Here is a 15,048-nt window from a genome sequence, read left to right on the forward strand (position 1 = left end):
CTGAAAGGAACCGATCATGACTGAAACATTCCGATGGCGCGTTGCTTCGGACAATAAGGCTGTACATAAATTCGATGTCCGTTCCGTCCGCTTTGGCGACGGCTACGAGCAACGGCAGCCTAAATCTTTGAAACCGAAGCTGCGAAGCTGGGAGATCAAGATAGTCGGACAAAAGGCTTTGATGGCAGAAATCAAAGCCTTTTTTGATGCCCGGCGCGGTGTTGAGCCGTTTAATTGGAGACCGCCCGACGGCGTGCCTGTATTGGTCAAGGTATCGGAATATCAGGAAACGGCGAAGGGTGGCAAAGCCTACGAATTGAGCTGTACGTTTGAGGAGGTGTTTTCATGAATCCGCGTATAAAGGCCATGTCGGGCGTGATGCTGCAAGCCTTGTCTGCCGCGCAGCAGGATGTTTTGGTCGATTTGTGGCAAGTGGACTTGCGGCCGCTGGGCGGTCGGGTTTTCTATTTCTGCAATCAGGTCAATGAGCGGGGTACGGCGGTTGTCTGGCAGGGACAGGCATATGAGCCTTATCCGATTAAGGCTGACGGCTTTGAATCAACTTCGCAAGGCGCGGGCAACCGTCCGACGCTGACGGTATCGAATCTCTTGGGTTTGATTACGGGCGCGGCGGATCAGTTCGGTCAGCTCGTCGGCGTGCTGGTTGTGCGCCGCCAAACCTATGCCAAGTTTTTAGATGCGGTCAATTTCCAGTCCGGGCGCAATCCGACCGCAGACCCGATGCAGGAAGTCGTCGGCAAATATTTGGTTGAACGGATGACGGCATTGAATGCAGAAACGGCAACCTTCGAACTTGCCGCGCCGTCCGAATCGGATGGTTCGGTCATTCCCGCCCGTATTATGCTGGCAAATACCTGCTGCTGGCAGTATCGCGGCGAAGGGTGCGGTTATACGGGGCGTGCGGTTGCCGACCGTTTCGATATGCCCACGGACGATGCGTCCAAAGACGTATGCAGCAAAACACTGACAGGATGTAGGGCGCGGTTTGGCGCGACGGCAGTTTTGCCGTTCGGCGGTTTCCCGTCTAGCGACAAGGTAACGACATGATGGATTTGGATTTGTTAAGTGAAGAAGTACGGCGCGAAATGCTGGCATGTGCTGAAGAAGCCGTACCGTCTGAAATGTGCGGGGTTTTGGTTTTCAGTTATGAAGGCTATGAGTTTCTGCCTTTGTCCAATTGCGCCGAAAATCAGCATGAAACCTTTGAGATTTCCGCTGACGACTGGATGGCGGCGGAACACGTCGGCGAGATTGTGGCAGTCGTGCATTCCCATCCGCGCGGCGAACCGTTTTTATCGGGTGCGGACAGACAGATGCAGGTCGAAACGGGCTTGCCTTGGATATTGGTTACACAAGGTCGTCTGAAACTGTTCCGCCCCGTTCCGCATTTGCGCGGGCGTGTCTTCGAATACGGCAAGACGGATTGCGGCACGCTGGTGCGTGATGCCTTCATGTTGATGGGGCTGGTTTTCCCCGACCATCCGCGTGGCGATATAGATGAGGACGCGGCGGCGGACTTTTTGGAAAAGCATTTGGAAAATTGCGGGTTTTCCCGTATTTCAGACAGCCTTTGCGCCGGTGATGTGGTCTTGACGGCAACGGGCGGGCATGCGTCCCATGCCGTCCTGTATTTGGGCAACGACTGGATGTTGCACCATGCCTACAATCAATTGAGCTGCCGTGTACCTTATACCCGCTATTGGGCGGATGTTACGCACAGCGTTTGGCGGCATCCCGATTTCGAGCCGGCCATGATGCAGGCACTTGAGAACGATTTTATCCATATGGAGCAAGCATGATTACTGTTTGTCTGTACGGCGGCCTTCGCGAATACGGCCGCCGTTTTGTTTTGCACGTCGAGACGCCAGCCGAAGCCCTGCACGCTCTGTTTACCCAAATCAAAGGCTTGCGTCGGCGGATTCGGGACGGGGTGTATCAGGTGCGGTTTGACGGTAAAGACCAGTCGGAAGAAACGATAGGTAGCGTGTTCAGACGGCCTGCTGACGGTGTATTGCACATTGTTCCGCACGTACAGGGTGCAGGTAAAAATGGTGGGTTGATTCAAACCGTTATTGGAGCGGTTTTGATTGTAGTCGGCGCGTTTACGAGTTGGGCCGGTGGTACGCAGCTTATCGCCGTCGGTATCGGCATGGTGGCGGGCGGTGTAGCCCAAATGTTGACCAAGCAGCCCAAATTGAATGCCGGCGGCAAGGGGGTGGAAGAGAGTAAGAATTCTGCTTTTTCCAACCTTGCCAATACAGCGGCACAGGGTCGCCCTGTGCCGTTGGCTTACGGGCTTTGCTACTGCGGCAGCCGTGTTGTATCGCAGGGTGTGCAGTCCCGCCGTATCGAACCGTCATCGACGGCGGCTTCGTCAGGTGCGGTGTTGAATTTGGGTTTGTCCAAGACATTCGTTCAAGGTGTAGCAGCAACCGCGCCGAACGGGCAGAAATACCGTACCGACTTTTCAGACGACAGCGTGCGGGCGCGCAATTATAAGGCGGCGTTTTCGGGCTGAAACGTCGTCTGAAAAAGCGAAACGCCGCGAAGGGGCAAACTTCGCGGCGTGTCTGTTTTTGTTTGTGTATTTTTGGGGTTTGATCGGTATTCTGAATACCGTGAAGTAAGGTTTTGAATCAGGAAAGGAAATAGTATGGGCGGCAAATCGGGCGGAGGACAACGGACACCTTATGAAGCCCCAAACAGTTTATCCAGCGCCCAGTCGCTGCGGATTATTGATGCGGTATCCGAAGGTGTGGTTTCGGGGTTTGCCAACGGCGATGATGCACCGTTCAAAAGCGTGTATTTTGATGACACTCCTGTCCAAAACTCCGACGGCAGCTACAATTTTAATGGAGTTACGGGTTATTTCCAGCGTGGCGAGCAAGACCAGTCCTATGTTCCGGGTTTCGATGCTTCCGAGCGCACCGTAGCCGTTTCGGCTGCGGTGAAGCAGAATCAGCCGATTGTTCGCGCCGTCACCGACGAATTGGTCAGCCGTTTGCGGATTACGGTCGCTGTCGAGCGGAATGCGCAGGTTGAAGACAATGGCGACACCGTGCCTGCAGATACCTTAATGCGTGTTGAGTTGATAAACAGCAATGGTGTGCAGGCATCAAATCAGGTGCGTTTCAATGAAAAATCCAGCGGGACATATTATCAGGATGTCGAATTTGATGTAGTGCCGCAAGTGCCGTTCAATATCCGTGTTTTCCGAATTTCGCCTGATTCCAAGACCGATAAGGTCAGCAACAATACCTATTTTTCGTCCTACGTTGAAATCGTTGATGCGAAATTGAGCTATCCGCATACCGCGTTTGCGGCATTGTCGATTGATTCGGCGCAATTCGGGAATCAGATTCCGCGTCGCAATTATTTGATGAAAGGCCGCTTGGTCAAAGTGCCGTCCAATTACAATCCTGAAACCCGCCAATATACGGGTGGAACATGGGATGGCAGTTTCAAAACCGCATGGACAAACAACCCGGCATGGGTTTTTTACGATGTGCTGACCCAGCCGAGATTTTCCACGCTGGCACGTCGTCTGAATGTGGCAGACATAGACAAATGGAGTCTGTACCAAATCGGGAAATATTGCGACGAGCCGGTCGATGACGGCTTCGGCGGCAAAGAGCCGCGTTTCGTCTGCAATGCCTATATTACCGACCTGATGCAGGCAGGTGAATTTTTGAACAATCTTGCCAGCGTCTTTACCGGTTTACCGGTTTGGAACGGACAGCAAGTATCCGTCGTCATGGATGCCGACGCCGATCCGGTGGCGCAATATACCAATGCCAATGTTAAAGACGGCCTGTTTAATTATGCGGGTGCAGCGTTGAAGTCCATTCATACTGCTGTTCATGTGCAGTATATAGACAAATACGATGGCTATCGCGCTAAAACAGAATATGTAGCCGACAACGAAGCCATCGCCCGCTATGGTTTGAATATCAAGCAGATTACTGCGTTTGGCTGCGATTCGCGCGGGCAGGCGGCACGTTTCGGCGCATGGACGCTGCAAACTGAGTTGCGGCAGCAGAACGCTGTAACGTTTGAAATCGGGCGTGAGGGGTTGAAGCATCTACCTTACGACATCGTGCAGATTATGGACAATCAATACGCGGGTGCAGAGTTGTCTGGACGTGTTGCCGCCATTTCGGGCAATGTGCTGACGCTGGATCGACCTGTATCCGATGCGGTCGGAGCCTTGGTGTTTTATTCTGAAGGCGGTAGTCTGAAATCAGCGAAGATAACTGCGGCAGCAGGCAATAAGGTTACTTTGGAGCGTGAGGTGCCGTTGCAGGCTGGCGATACGTGGGTTTTATCCGGCAAAGTCAAGCCGCGCCTCTACCGTGCCATCGGCATCAAAGAGAATACGGATGCGGGTACTTATACCGTTACCGCGTTGCTGCATGACCCGAAAAAATATGCTGCTGTGGATAGTTTTGCGCATTTTGACCATGAAATTACCACGCTGCACAACACCGCCCCTGTGTTGACCGATGCGGCTGTCAATACCGACGGTGGGACAGTTGTGATGACATGGGACAACCTGGCCGCAAACGGTCAGGTTTTAACTTACGATATTAAGATTTACCGTAACAACAGCCTATACCGCCATATCCCTGATGCACAGACAGCGGAAATTCGTCTGGAAAATCTGCCGAACGGAAATTATCGGGCGGAAATACGCGGCCGTAATGCACGGGGTGTACTGTCTGCACCGTTGGTTAAGGCTTGGAGTATCGACTATGCAGTTACCGGATTGAGGACGACGCCGAAAACACTGTCTGTGGCCGTGGATTGGGTGTTGCCGCAAACCGTTGTTTCCGAGTTGGTTTCCGAGCTGTGGTATAGCAAGACCAACAATCTTCAGACGGCAACGAAACTCGCGTCGCTGGCGTATCCGCAAAACAGCTATACCTTAACCGGCGTCGGCGTTGCCGACGTTTATTATTTCTGGGTGCGCATTCGTGATATTGCAGGAAATACGGGGGAATTTACCGCTGCCGTACAGGGTAGGGCAGACAACAATCCTGCGCCGATAGTGCAGCAGATTCAGGGGGCAATCGGGAAGTCTGCATTAAGCAGGGAGCTGATAGATACGCTGAATCGGGATATGGCTGCGGCAGCGGGATTGAAAGTGTCAGCAGAGGCAGCGGAACGTGCTAAAGCCTTACAGGAGGAAGCACGGGCGCGGACGGCGGCAATACAGGCAGAATCGTCTGCCCGCACTGCCGAGCTTGCCAGAAAGTCATCCGAAATCGGTACGCGTATTGCCGCAACAGAAGCTGTCAATGAGCAGCAGGCGCAGCAAATCCAAACTGTTACGTCTGCGCAAGGCAATACCGCCGCCGGGCTGGAAGCCGAAAAAAAAGCCCGTACCGATGGCGACAGAGCCGAGGCGCAGGCGCGTGAAACACTGGCTGTCAGACTTGGTAATGCAGAAAGCGGTATTTCGGCATTGCGGGAAACCGTAACACGTCAGGATGCCGCCCGGGCGTCTGAAATCAACACGTTGACGGCGAAGCTGGAGAATGTTGAGGTCGGCGGACGGAACTATGCCTTATCGACGGCTGCGGCGGATAAGGTTCTTACGGTAAGCGGCAACAATCAGACCAAATCCGTTACATTGGATGTGTCTTCAAGTTTGGATTTAAAACAAGGGGACGCGCTGATTATTGCTTGTGATCTCGATATTGTTAATGCGACGTCCATGTACGGCAAACCGTATCCGCGCATCGGTGTTGAGCTTTCTGTCACTTATTCGGACAACACGATAGGCTATTTTAGTGCATGGTATGACGAAGCAGTCAAAGATGCACCGAAGACGCTGAAGCGTCGTCTGGTTGCAAAACATACGGTGGCGAAAGATGTGAAGGCCGTCCGCGGGTTGATTGTGCAGGCACGATACCAAACATCGGAATCCATCAAGGTTTCTAATGTGAAGCTGGAGCGCGGAACGGTAGCAACTGACTGGAGTCCCGCGCCGGAGGACAGTAACGCCGATGCGTCTGCGTTATCGGCTTTATCGGCTGAATTGACTGCCTATAAAGCAGCACAGGTTGAAACCGATAAGGCGCAAACCGAAGAAATTCGTGCAGCTAAGGCAGTAGCATCCGGAAATCAGGCAGAGATCACACGCTTGCAGACTGCCAAGGCAGAGAAGGACGAAGTTGCCACTATCGCCCGCAGCGCATTGTCGGCAGAATGGAAGCGTGATGCTGATAATGCCAAAACGGCGGCGGTTGCAGCGGCAGTGGCAGATGCCAAAGTTAAGGCAGATGCAGCACAGGCGGCGGCAGAAAGAGCGGCACAGGCCAAAGCAGATGCAGCACAGGCGGCAGCGGCGGCGGATGCCAAGAACAAGTCTGATGCGGCCAAGGCGGCGGCAATTGCCGATGCGGCAGCCAAAGATGCACAAATCAAGCGCGAAGCGGCGGCAGATGCCAAAGCCAAAGCAGATAAAGCCTTGGCGGATGCCAAGTCCTACTCGGATACGGCATCGGCAAAAATTGACCGTCTTGCAGAAACCGTCAGTCGAAATGATGCTGCCCGGTCGTCTGAAATCAACACGTTGACGGCAAAGCTGGAGAATGTTGAGGTCGGCGGACGGAACTATGCCTTATCGACGGCTGCGGCGGATAAGGTTCTTACGGTAAGCGGCAACAATCAGACCAAATCCGTTACATTGGATGTGTCTTCAAGTTTGGATTTAAAACAAGGGGACGCGCTGATTATTGCTTGTGATCTCGATATTGTTAATGCGACGTCCATGTACGGCAAACCGTATCCGCGCATCGGTGTTGAGCTTTCTGTCACTTATTCGGACAACACGATAGGCTATTTTAGTGCATGGTATGACGAAGCAGTCAAAGATGCACCGAAGACGCTGAAGCGTCGTCTGGTTGCAAAACATACGGTGGCGAAAGATGTGAAGGCCGTCCGCGGGTTGATTGTGCAGGCACGATACCAAACATCGGAATCCATCAAGGTTTCTAATGTGAAGCTGGAGCGCGGAACGGTAGCAACTGACTGGAGTCCCGCGCCGGAGGACAGTAACGCCGATACGTCTGCTTTATCGGCGTTATCGGCTAAAGTTCAGCAGGCCAGTTCTGCTGTTGCAGAGATAGGAGGGAAAATACAGTCTTTGTACACGCTGAAGACTGAGGCAATAGCAGGCGGCCGTCGTGCAGTTGCAGGGGTTGCATTGGGAGCCGATGGAAAGACGGGAAGCGGCGAAATCCTCCTGATGGCAGATAAAGTTGCTTATGTCGATCCGAAAGATAAGACGGTTACGCCCGCTTTCGTTACCGTTATCGAAAACGGCAGGGCGAAGCAGGCGTTGAACGGTGATTTGTTTGCTTCAGGTTCCGTCTTGGCGAAGCATCTTGCCGCCAACCTAACCGTCGAGGCACCGACGTTGAATGGTGCAACCGTCAATGCAGGTCTGATCAACGGCGGTACGATACGTGGTGCGAGAATCGAAGCTGTGGATTTGGAGGCCGCTAATATCATCGGAGATGTCGTGGCGGTCAGGACGTTTGAGCTGAAGCAGTCGCCATTAGGCTATCAGGAATTGATATGCCAAATCCCTGATAGCCGAAAAGCACGTCGGACGGTCATCGTACCGCCTGTTTTTGCTGTTGCAGAAAACGGTGCGGTTGTCAGCCTGCAACTGTACATGGATGGTGTGATTCAGCGGGAGGTTACGATTCAGTCGCCTGAAAAGAGGATAGAGCGTAACGAAAAATTTTCCGTATGGGTTCCGGGTGGACCGCCGTTGTATATGAGGACTCCGCAAGATGTGCCTCTTAGTTTTTCCGTCCCATTCCATCTGCCAAAGATAGGCAGTATATCTTTCCAGAAGGGTATCGATGGTGCAGCGCATTCGTTGCATATCCTCTGCCGCATTAGCGGCAATTTTGATTATTCGCCCCTGGGCGATTTATCGGGTATCGTCTGTCTTATTGTTTAAATTTTAGCCGTCCGAAAGGGCGGCTTTTTTCTGCCTGCCTGAGGGTGGGCTTTTTTTATGGAGGTTTATTATGGATCAGGCAAAACGTACAGCCTATGTTAAAATCATTAACGCTTTATTCGACGGAGCCGTCAAGGTGCAACCCGGTCAAATTACCGAAACCGTCGTTGATATGGCGGACAAGATGTTTGACGAAATTGCGACCTGCCATGAGCGCATCAAGCCGATGGCGGTGTTGGCAGACGGTATTGCAGGAAGTATTGTCAAACTTGCGCCAAACGAAATTCCGCTTATTTTTGGGAATTCGTCGTTTGGAAGCTATCTGAAAAGTAAAACCCGTGATGAAGTGTTTAAAGTGTTGAAGCAAAGCAAGGTTAATAATGCCGTTAAAGTCCTTGAGGCATTTTACGAAAGCTGGTTAAAGTACACTGTAAAAGACCGCCGTCTGAAAGTCTGCATCGTAACCGCGCAATCCCGTTGGCGTTCGCGCTTTGAAATCGAATTGCTGGGAATTTAAACAGGAGCAGAAGTAAATGAAAGCAGTCAGGGATATAGCCTTATGGCTGGCAGTAACGGTTTGGATCAACTTTTTCCCCGACCGTTACCGCTATGATACCGTTCCACAGGGACGGCACGGATACTGGCATGCAGACCATCCGTGGTATCCCTATGCGCGCTTTCTGCTGCCTTTATTTTTAGCCTGTATCCTTTTCTACCGTCATTTTCGGAAACGGAAATAGATACGGCTGCAAAACCGAAACCGTCTGAATGGTTCAGACGGTCTTTTTTTATCCAAAGGAAACCATCATGTCAAAAGACAAAAATCAAATCATCGTCGGAATCAACCGTGAAATCATCGATACCGAAACCGACAGTTCTGCCGAGTTTCACGTCATCCGACATATATCGCTGGATTATGCAACCGGCTTTAATGTGGTGTCGTTAGACAGCTATGTACGCAAATCGACATTTGAACGTCGCGGGCGTTCGGTCGGTTCGATGCAGTTGAATATTCCGGGCGTGCCGCCGCGCGGTACGGATGTATTGGACTGGGCATACCAGGCTGTTGTGGCGGCGGTTGAAGAGGGTGCGGTCGATGCCTACGGTCAGCCTATTTCCGCCAACAGCCTGACCGGCGCGGAGTTGGTCTATGCCGATTTGCCTGAAGCAGCCATCTGATTCATAACACGGAAGGTCGTCTGAAAAACAGTTTCAGACGACCTTCGCATAAGGGAAAAGAAAATGTCTGAACCGATTATTACCCCTGCCGCCGTTTATACTTTTGGCGGCGTGGTCGGCGCAGGTCATCTGTTGGGGATGCCTGTCGATGCAGTCGTGCTGGGCGCGGTGGCTTCGGCGGCGGTAACGATGATAAGCGAGCCGAAAAGCCGCTGGATGGTGGTGGCCTATATCGTTATCGGCGGGCTTTTGGGTGGCGCTTTTGCCCCACCGCTGACGCATTTCTTAATCGGCGAAGTAGTTGGCAGCCATCCGTCGCTGGGTGAGCAGCGCATACAGTTTGCACATGCCTTTGCCCCCGTCGTTGTCGGCTTGTTGTGGCAGGTATTGTTGAGATTTGCCCGCGCCGTCTGGCCATCGTTCGAAAAGCATGCAGACGATATTGTGGAGTGGCTGCTGAACCTTCTGCCGTGGAGACCGAAAAAATGAAATTACTTTTGATTCTTTCTGCCGCCCCATCACTGATTTCGGCGTACTTGATGATTTGTCGTCTGAATGGGCGCAAATGGAGTGCATTGTCGCCGGAGGCGTGGGCGTATCTCGCCTTTTTAGGTGGAGCGATCTATACCTTTTACATAGTCTTTGCTTACGGACTGACGCCGAGCTTAGGCAAATTTATGATGGATATTGCCGCCTGTGTATATTTCGGCAGCCGTTCGGTACGGGTTGTCAAATGGCAGCATCGGCATGGTTTGAAATAGTTTGCCTGAAAAAAGTAAAACGCCGTGGAGCATACAGCTTTGCGGCGTTTTTGTATCAAAACTTTGTATGCAGAATTATTGAGATAGCCGCCTGTTGTTTAGGCGGCTTTTTATTTGAAAAGAACATGGAGAACCGAAATGCAAGTTACCAAAAATTTCAGTCTGCGCGAGTTGACACGCAGTGAAACCGCTCGTCGCGCAGGAGTGCCGAACGAACCGTCGCCCGCCGAAATGGACAACATTTATTACACCGCACAGCAGCTTGAAAAAATCCGCGAATACGTCGGTCGCCCGATTATCGTAACAAGCTGCTTCCGCAGCGAGCGGGTGAACAAATTGGTCGGTGGCAGCCCGACATCGGCGCACCGACACGGACTTGCCGCCGATTGCGACGCATCGGGCATGACCTCGCTGGCATTTGCCAAACTATTAATCAAAATGCGTGATGAAGGCGCGCTGAAATTCGACCAGTTGATACTCGAATTTCCCGAGCGCGGGGACGGCGCATGGGTACACATCGGTTTCCGACGCAGCAGCCCACAACGCAACCAGATACTGACCGCAACCAAGAAAAACGGCAAAACCGTGTATCTGCCCGGGCTGCATCCTTGAGGTCGTCTGAAATGGATATTTTATTGAAATACTGGAAGCAGGTAGGCGTGTTGCTGCTGATAGTCCTGATTTTTACCGCATGGCATTTCGACCGTGCCGAAAAATACCGCATGGGACGGGAGGCCGCCGCTGCCGAAATTTCCAATCGTCTGAAAGACGGCTATATCGAGCAGGCAAAGCAGGCGCGTTCTGCCGAGCAGAAGGCTGCCGCCGCGTTTGCCGAACAACAAACCAAATTAGAAGAGGAAAAACAAAATGCTGAAAAAACTGTTGCCGCTATGCGTCTTGAGCTTAACCGCCTGCGCCACTACGCCGCCGCCCAAAATCGCAGCAGAAACCTGCCCGCAACCACTACCGCCGCCCCCGCATCTCATGGCGCGTCAGATTCCCAAGGCTGGCTATTATTCGGACAGTGCGCTGAAAAATATGCAGGACTGGCAGAAACAGCCGACGGACATGCAGCCGATTTAAGGGAATGGCAGGCATATGGTCATGCAGTAAGCAGCCAGCGTGCCGAATAAGCAACCGCCCGAACCTGTAAGAAAAGATTACAGGTTCGGGCGGTTTCAGCATTTAATCGAATAAGACGGCGCCGATGCGCCATCAAGAGGAATTTTCAGACGCTTTGGACATTGCTTCGGCAAAATCGAGCCGGCGCGGGCGGCGGCGTATATTGGTATAAACCCGCATGCTTTCCCAATCCCCGTGTAGCGTAACCTGCTGCATCAGCGGGATGGACAGCCCGTCTTCGGCAAGGCGCGTCGCTCCTTCGTGCCGTAAATCGTGAAACCTTAAATCTTCAATATGCAAGGCGCGGCAGGCGTTGGTAAATAGTGCGCTGATTGTTTTCGATTGATACCCGCCCAAAAGCAAATCGGGATTTCCCTGCATCTGTCTTCTGATTTTCTCGCTCTGCAAAGCCTCTATCAGCGGTATTAACTCGTCCCTGACTTCAAATTTCTTATGATTTCCCTTGCTTCCGCGCGGGTGTTTTACATCTTTTACCAGCCATTGACGCGTTTCCAAATCCAAATCCGCCCATGCCAGCCGTCCGATTTCTGCCTGCCTGCGACAGGAATATATGGCAAACCACATAATCAGGTGCATAGGCACGCGCATATCGTTCGAGCTTCTGCGGTTCCACGAAAAATAAAAGTAATCTGTCAGCTTCTGCAATTCTTCTGATGTCGGCAGTCTGTCGCGCTTTTCCGCTTTGCCAATGACCCGCGCGCGCCGTAGGCCTTCAATCGCAATATCGATTTCAGACCAAGTAACTGGATAGCCCCAAACAAAATGGGCATGCTTCAAAATCGAGCGCAAATATTGCAGGTCTGAATTGATGGTGGATGGCTTGACCGGAAGCAGACCCAATTCATCCGATCCGCGTTGGCGGATAAAGGCATAAGACGTGAAATCCTCGCGCCGCAACCGATCGATGCGCTTGTCGGCAATCTCAAAATTCATCACGAAATTCAGTGTCCTGAACTTCGAATCACTATACTCTGTTCGCACCTCGTCCGCATACCGCTTGGCGGCCTCCCGAAGGGTAGGGCATAATGTTTGCCGTTTCTCGCGGAAAAGCAGTTCAGGGTGCATTTCAAGCTCTGCCTCTCTTAATTTCAGCCATTCGACCGCCATAGCCTTTTTAGAAAAGGTACGACTTTCCGAGAAATCAGGGTAGCCCGCCTTTTTAATCCGTATCTGCGCCCGATATACGATGGCACCTGACGGATTGGTTCGTTTTGTTATCGTTCCCATTATTTGCACCATATCCAAATTAAATAAAAATGGTGCATATATGGTACATTGAAAATGCTAAAACGTGCAGAAATAGGGCGGAATAATACAAAATAAACACTTTTAAAAATTAAATAAAATCTAATGAAAACAATCAAATGACTGAATTTAAAGAAAAATGCAGAATCGTGCTTGCTCCGATGCAGGGGCTGGTGGACGATGTGATGCGCGATTTGCTGACCCGTATCGGCGGCTACGACGAATGCGTCAGCGAGTTCGTCCGCATTACCCACACCGTCCATTCCCGTTCCACCTGGCTCAAATACGCCCCCGAAATCGCCAACGGCAACAAGACCCCCGCCGGTACGCCCTGTACCGTCCAGCTTTTGGGTAGCGATGCCGACAATATGACGGTCAACGCCTTGGAAGCCGTCCGCTTCGGCGCGGACAAAATCGACCTCAATTTCGGCTGTCCCGCCCCCACAGTCAACAAACACAAAGGCGGAGCCGTCCTGCTCAAAGAGCCCGACCTCATCCACTATATCGTCAAAACCCTGCGCCAACGCCTGCCCGAACACATCCCGCTTACCGGCAAAATGCGGCTCGGTTACGAAGACAAAAGCCTTGCGCTCGAATGTGCCGCCGCCATCGCCGAAGGCGGAGCCTGCGCCCTAACCGTACACGCCCGCACCAAAGTCGAAGGCTACGAACCACCCGCGCATTGGGAATGGATACGCAAAATCCGCGAACACGTCGCCATCCCCGTAACCGCCAACGGCGACGTGTTCAGCCTCAAAGACTATATCGATATTAAAGAGATGACGGGCTGCAACAGCGTCATGCTCGGCCGCGGCGCCGTCATCCGCCCCGATTTGGCGCGCCAAATCAAACAATACGAAAACGGCGAAACCGTCCGCGATACCGATTTCGCCGAAGTTTCGGTGTGGATAAACCAATTTTTCCATTTGTGTCTCGCCAAAGAAGCGAACAACAAATACCCCGTCGCCCGCCTGAAACAATGGCTGGGCATGATGAAGAAAGAATTTGGAGAAGCTCAGGAATTGTTTGACGCGGTAAGGGCGGTCAAAGACGCGGAAGAAGTCGCGCGGATTTTGGCTGCATTTGAAGACAAGATGAATGCCTGATAATGATGAGGTCGTCTGAAACCGTATTTCAGACGACCTTTTTATATGAAAAAGCAAACCGGCAGTTAATTTGTTTAATCGCCGGTTTGGTGTTTAAAAACAATCAGAACTTATCGTTTGACCAGCGCGTGCTTTGCAGGATGCTGGCGTCAACGTCTTGAATATTGCGATGGCCGGTAAACGCCATGGAGACGTCCATTTCTTTATACAGGATTTCCAGCGCGCGGGTAACACCTTCTTCGCCGTATGCGCCCAAGCCGTAGAGGAACGCCCTGCCTATCATCGTGCCTTTTGCGCCCAAAGCCCATGCTTTGAGGATGTCCTGACCGCTGCGGATGCCGCTGTCCATCCACACTTCGATGTCGCTGCCGACTGCGCTGACGATGTCGGGCAAGGCTTTGATCGAGGATACGGTATCGTCGAGCTGGCGGCCGCCGTGGTTAGAAACGACCAATGCGTCCGCGCCGCTTTTCGCTGCTTTTTCCGCATCTTCAGGTTCCATAATGCCTTTGATAATCAACTTGCCGCCCCACAAATCTTTAATGCGGGCGACGTCGTCCCAGCTCAGGCGCGGGTCGAATTGTTCGGACGTCCACGAAGACAGTGAAGACAAATCGCCGACGTTTTTAGCGTGTCCGACGATATTGCGGAACGTTCGGCGTTCCGTGTTCAGCATTTTCATGCACCATTCGGGCTTGGTCGCCAGATTGATTAAATTGGCGATGGTCGGTTTCGGCGGTGCGGACAGGCCGTTTTTGATGTCTTTGTGGCGTTGGCCCAAAACCTGCAAATCGGCGGTCAATACCAATGCCGAACATTTGGCATCCTTCGCGCGCTTAATCAGGTTTTCCATAAACTCGCGGTCGCGCATCACATAAAGCTGAAACCAAAACGGCGCGCTGGTGTTCTCGGCAACGTCTTCAATCGAGCAGATGGACATGGTCGAGAGCGTAAACGGAATGCCGAACTTCTCCGCCGCCCGCGCCGCCAAGATTTCGCCGTCAGCGTGCGCCATGCCGGTAAAGCCCGTCGGCGCAATCGCTACCGGCATTTTCACATCCTGACCGATCATTTTGGTCTCTAAACTACGACCTTCCATATTGACCAATACCTTTTGTCGGAAGCGGATGTCTTTGAAATCCGAAGTGTTTTCGCGGTAGGTAGTTTCCGTCCAAGAACCTGAATCGATGTAATCGTAAAACATGCGCGGCATTTTGCGCTTGGCGACAAGGCGCAGGTCTTCGATACAGGTCATTTTGCTCAAATCGCGTTTCATTGTTGATTGCCTCTGTTAAGGGGTTGCTTATGGGTTGGGTCGTCTGAAACGGGTAGGGCGTTTTCAGACGACCTTTTACAATACCATAATGATTTAGTATGAATTAGATAATCTATATCAATCGCAATTATAAAGCAAATGGTTTTAACCCCGCCAAAAGCGGGGTAATAGCACTTTTCAGACGACCTCGGATTCAAGTTTCAGATAAAAAAAGAGAAATCTTTAGGGAGATAAAAATCAATTCGCACAGTCATTTAAACAAACAATCGGGAGATGCCCGAATATACTTGACTGAATCACTCAGATATTAGACAATCGCACCACTATAAAAAAGCCGAC

At 51.9% G+C, this 15,048-nt stretch carries 15 protein-coding genes; 13 read left to right on the top strand and 2 right to left on the bottom strand.

Annotation, left to right across the window (positions count from 1 at the left end):
- The first annotated feature begins 16 nt into the window (after positions 1 to 16).
- From ACMYUL_RS10920 to ACMYUL_RS10975, 12 genes are all read left to right on the top strand, one after another.
- On the top strand, positions 17 to 349 hold the full coding sequence (locus tag ACMYUL_RS10920) for a phage tail protein (protein WP_003757683.1): 333 nt from the start codon (positions 17 to 19) through the stop codon (positions 347 to 349).
- Positions 346 to 1,068: a phage minor tail protein L gene (locus ACMYUL_RS10925; RefSeq protein ID WP_002217456.1), complete on the top strand. Its 723-nt coding sequence runs from the start codon at positions 346 to 348 to the stop codon at positions 1,066 to 1,068. Before ACMYUL_RS10920 ends, ACMYUL_RS10925 begins: the two co-directional genes overlap by 4 nt.
- Positions 1,065 to 1,820, top strand: coding sequence for a C40 family peptidase (locus ACMYUL_RS10930; protein ID WP_415770513.1), 756 nt, complete (start codon positions 1,065 to 1,067; stop codon positions 1,818 to 1,820). The genes ACMYUL_RS10925 and ACMYUL_RS10930 overlap by 4 nt, the downstream gene beginning before the upstream one ends.
- A complete protein-coding gene (locus ACMYUL_RS10935; protein WP_070857234.1) occupies positions 1,817 to 2,539 on the top strand; it encodes a tail assembly protein in 723 nt (240 codons plus the stop codon). The genes ACMYUL_RS10930 and ACMYUL_RS10935 overlap by 4 nt, the downstream gene beginning before the upstream one ends.
- 135 nt (positions 2,540 to 2,674) lie before the next feature.
- Positions 2,675 to 7,999, top strand: coding sequence for a phage tail protein (locus ACMYUL_RS10940; protein ID WP_415770515.1), 5,325 nt, complete (start codon positions 2,675 to 2,677; stop codon positions 7,997 to 7,999).
- Between the two features lie 70 nt (positions 8,000 to 8,069).
- Positions 8,070 to 8,516 carry a hypothetical protein gene (locus tag ACMYUL_RS10945; protein ID WP_415770517.1) on the top strand — a complete coding sequence of 149 codons (447 nt, stop codon included), beginning with the start codon at positions 8,070 to 8,072 and terminating at the stop codon, positions 8,514 to 8,516.
- 16 nt (positions 8,517 to 8,532) lie between these two features.
- Complete coding sequence (locus ACMYUL_RS10950) at positions 8,533 to 8,739, top strand: hypothetical protein (protein ID WP_049224973.1); 207 nt, start codon at positions 8,533 to 8,535, stop codon at positions 8,737 to 8,739.
- 67 nt (positions 8,740 to 8,806) lie between these two features.
- Entirely contained in the window at positions 8,807 to 9,178 is a 372-nt protein-coding gene (locus tag ACMYUL_RS10955) for a hypothetical protein (protein WP_240600288.1), read from the top strand.
- A gap of 63 nt (positions 9,179 to 9,241) precedes the next feature.
- Entirely contained in the window at positions 9,242 to 9,667 is a 426-nt protein-coding gene (locus tag ACMYUL_RS10960; protein ID WP_003757696.1) for a hypothetical protein, read from the top strand.
- Positions 9,664 to 9,939 (top strand): hypothetical protein, encoded by a 276-nt coding sequence (locus tag ACMYUL_RS10965; protein ID WP_003757700.1) that lies wholly within the window; start codon positions 9,664 to 9,666, stop codon positions 9,937 to 9,939. Before ACMYUL_RS10960 ends, ACMYUL_RS10965 begins: the two co-directional genes overlap by 4 nt.
- Before the next feature lie 138 nt (positions 9,940 to 10,077).
- A complete protein-coding gene (locus ACMYUL_RS10970) occupies positions 10,078 to 10,551 on the top strand; it encodes a D-Ala-D-Ala carboxypeptidase family metallohydrolase (RefSeq protein WP_003757702.1) in 474 nt (157 codons plus the stop codon).
- An 11-nt stretch (positions 10,552 to 10,562) separates the two neighbouring features.
- Positions 10,563 to 11,072 (top strand): hypothetical protein, encoded by a 510-nt coding sequence (locus ACMYUL_RS10975; RefSeq protein WP_415770521.1) that lies wholly within the window; start codon positions 10,563 to 10,565, stop codon positions 11,070 to 11,072.
- 82 nt (positions 11,073 to 11,154) lie between these two features.
- On the opposite strand, the gene xerC is transcribed toward ACMYUL_RS10975, so the two are convergent.
- Positions 11,155 to 12,309 carry a site-specific integrase gene (xerC, locus tag ACMYUL_RS10980; protein ID WP_415770522.1) on the bottom strand — a complete coding sequence of 385 codons (1,155 nt, stop codon included), beginning with the start codon at positions 12,307 to 12,309 and terminating at the stop codon, positions 11,155 to 11,157.
- Between the two features lie 137 nt (positions 12,310 to 12,446).
- Here xerC and ACMYUL_RS10985 point away from each other — a divergent pair, with 137 nt between their 5' ends.
- Entirely contained in the window at positions 12,447 to 13,433 is a 987-nt protein-coding gene (locus tag ACMYUL_RS10985; protein WP_415770524.1) for a tRNA dihydrouridine synthase, read from the top strand.
- Positions 13,434 to 13,536: 103 nt separating this feature from the next.
- Here ACMYUL_RS10985 and ACMYUL_RS10990 read toward each other — a convergent pair whose 3' ends face one another.
- On the bottom strand, positions 13,537 to 14,709 hold the full coding sequence (locus ACMYUL_RS10990) for an alpha-hydroxy acid oxidase (RefSeq protein ID WP_003779169.1): 1,173 nt from the start codon (positions 14,707 to 14,709) through the stop codon (positions 13,537 to 13,539).
- Between the last annotated feature and the right edge of the window lie 339 nt (positions 14,710 to 15,048).

Source organism: Neisseria sp. CP9 (genome assembly GCF_047758525.1).
Classification (GTDB): Bacteria; Pseudomonadota; Gammaproteobacteria; order Burkholderiales; family Neisseriaceae; genus Neisseria.

What these genes read in the sequence shown, in the direction of transcription:
- ACMYUL_RS10920 (WP_003757683.1), top strand. Translation starts at nt 17, where the DNA reads ATGACTGAAACATTCCGATGGCGCGTTGCTTCGGACAATAAGGCTGTA.
- ACMYUL_RS10925 (WP_002217456.1), top strand. Translation starts at nt 346, where the DNA reads ATGAATCCGCGTATAAAGGCCATGTCGGGCGTGATGCTGCAAGCCTTG.
- ACMYUL_RS10930 (WP_415770513.1), top strand. Translation starts at nt 1,065, where the DNA reads ATGATGGATTTGGATTTGTTAAGTGAAGAAGTACGGCGCGAAATGCTG.
- ACMYUL_RS10935 (WP_070857234.1), top strand. Translation starts at nt 1,817, where the DNA reads ATGATTACTGTTTGTCTGTACGGCGGCCTTCGCGAATACGGCCGCCGT.
- ACMYUL_RS10940 (WP_415770515.1), top strand. Translation starts at nt 2,675, where the DNA reads ATGGGCGGCAAATCGGGCGGAGGACAACGGACACCTTATGAAGCCCCA.
- ACMYUL_RS10945 (WP_415770517.1), top strand. Translation starts at nt 8,070, where the DNA reads ATGGATCAGGCAAAACGTACAGCCTATGTTAAAATCATTAACGCTTTA.
- ACMYUL_RS10950 (WP_049224973.1), top strand. Translation starts at nt 8,533, where the DNA reads ATGAAAGCAGTCAGGGATATAGCCTTATGGCTGGCAGTAACGGTTTGG.
- ACMYUL_RS10955 (WP_240600288.1), top strand. Translation starts at nt 8,807, where the DNA reads ATGTCAAAAGACAAAAATCAAATCATCGTCGGAATCAACCGTGAAATC.
- ACMYUL_RS10960 (WP_003757696.1), top strand. Translation starts at nt 9,242, where the DNA reads ATGTCTGAACCGATTATTACCCCTGCCGCCGTTTATACTTTTGGCGGC.
- ACMYUL_RS10965 (WP_003757700.1), top strand. Translation starts at nt 9,664, where the DNA reads ATGAAATTACTTTTGATTCTTTCTGCCGCCCCATCACTGATTTCGGCG.
- ACMYUL_RS10970 (WP_003757702.1), top strand. Translation starts at nt 10,078, where the DNA reads ATGCAAGTTACCAAAAATTTCAGTCTGCGCGAGTTGACACGCAGTGAA.
- ACMYUL_RS10975 (WP_415770521.1), top strand. Translation starts at nt 10,563, where the DNA reads ATGGATATTTTATTGAAATACTGGAAGCAGGTAGGCGTGTTGCTGCTG.
- xerC (WP_415770522.1), bottom strand. Translation starts at nt 12,309, where the DNA reads ATGGGAACGATAACAAAACGAACCAATCCGTCAGGTGCCATCGTATAT.
- ACMYUL_RS10985 (WP_415770524.1), top strand. Translation starts at nt 12,447, where the DNA reads ATGACTGAATTTAAAGAAAAATGCAGAATCGTGCTTGCTCCGATGCAG.
- ACMYUL_RS10990 (WP_003779169.1), bottom strand. Translation starts at nt 14,709, where the DNA reads ATGAAACGCGATTTGAGCAAAATGACCTGTATCGAAGACCTGCGCCTT.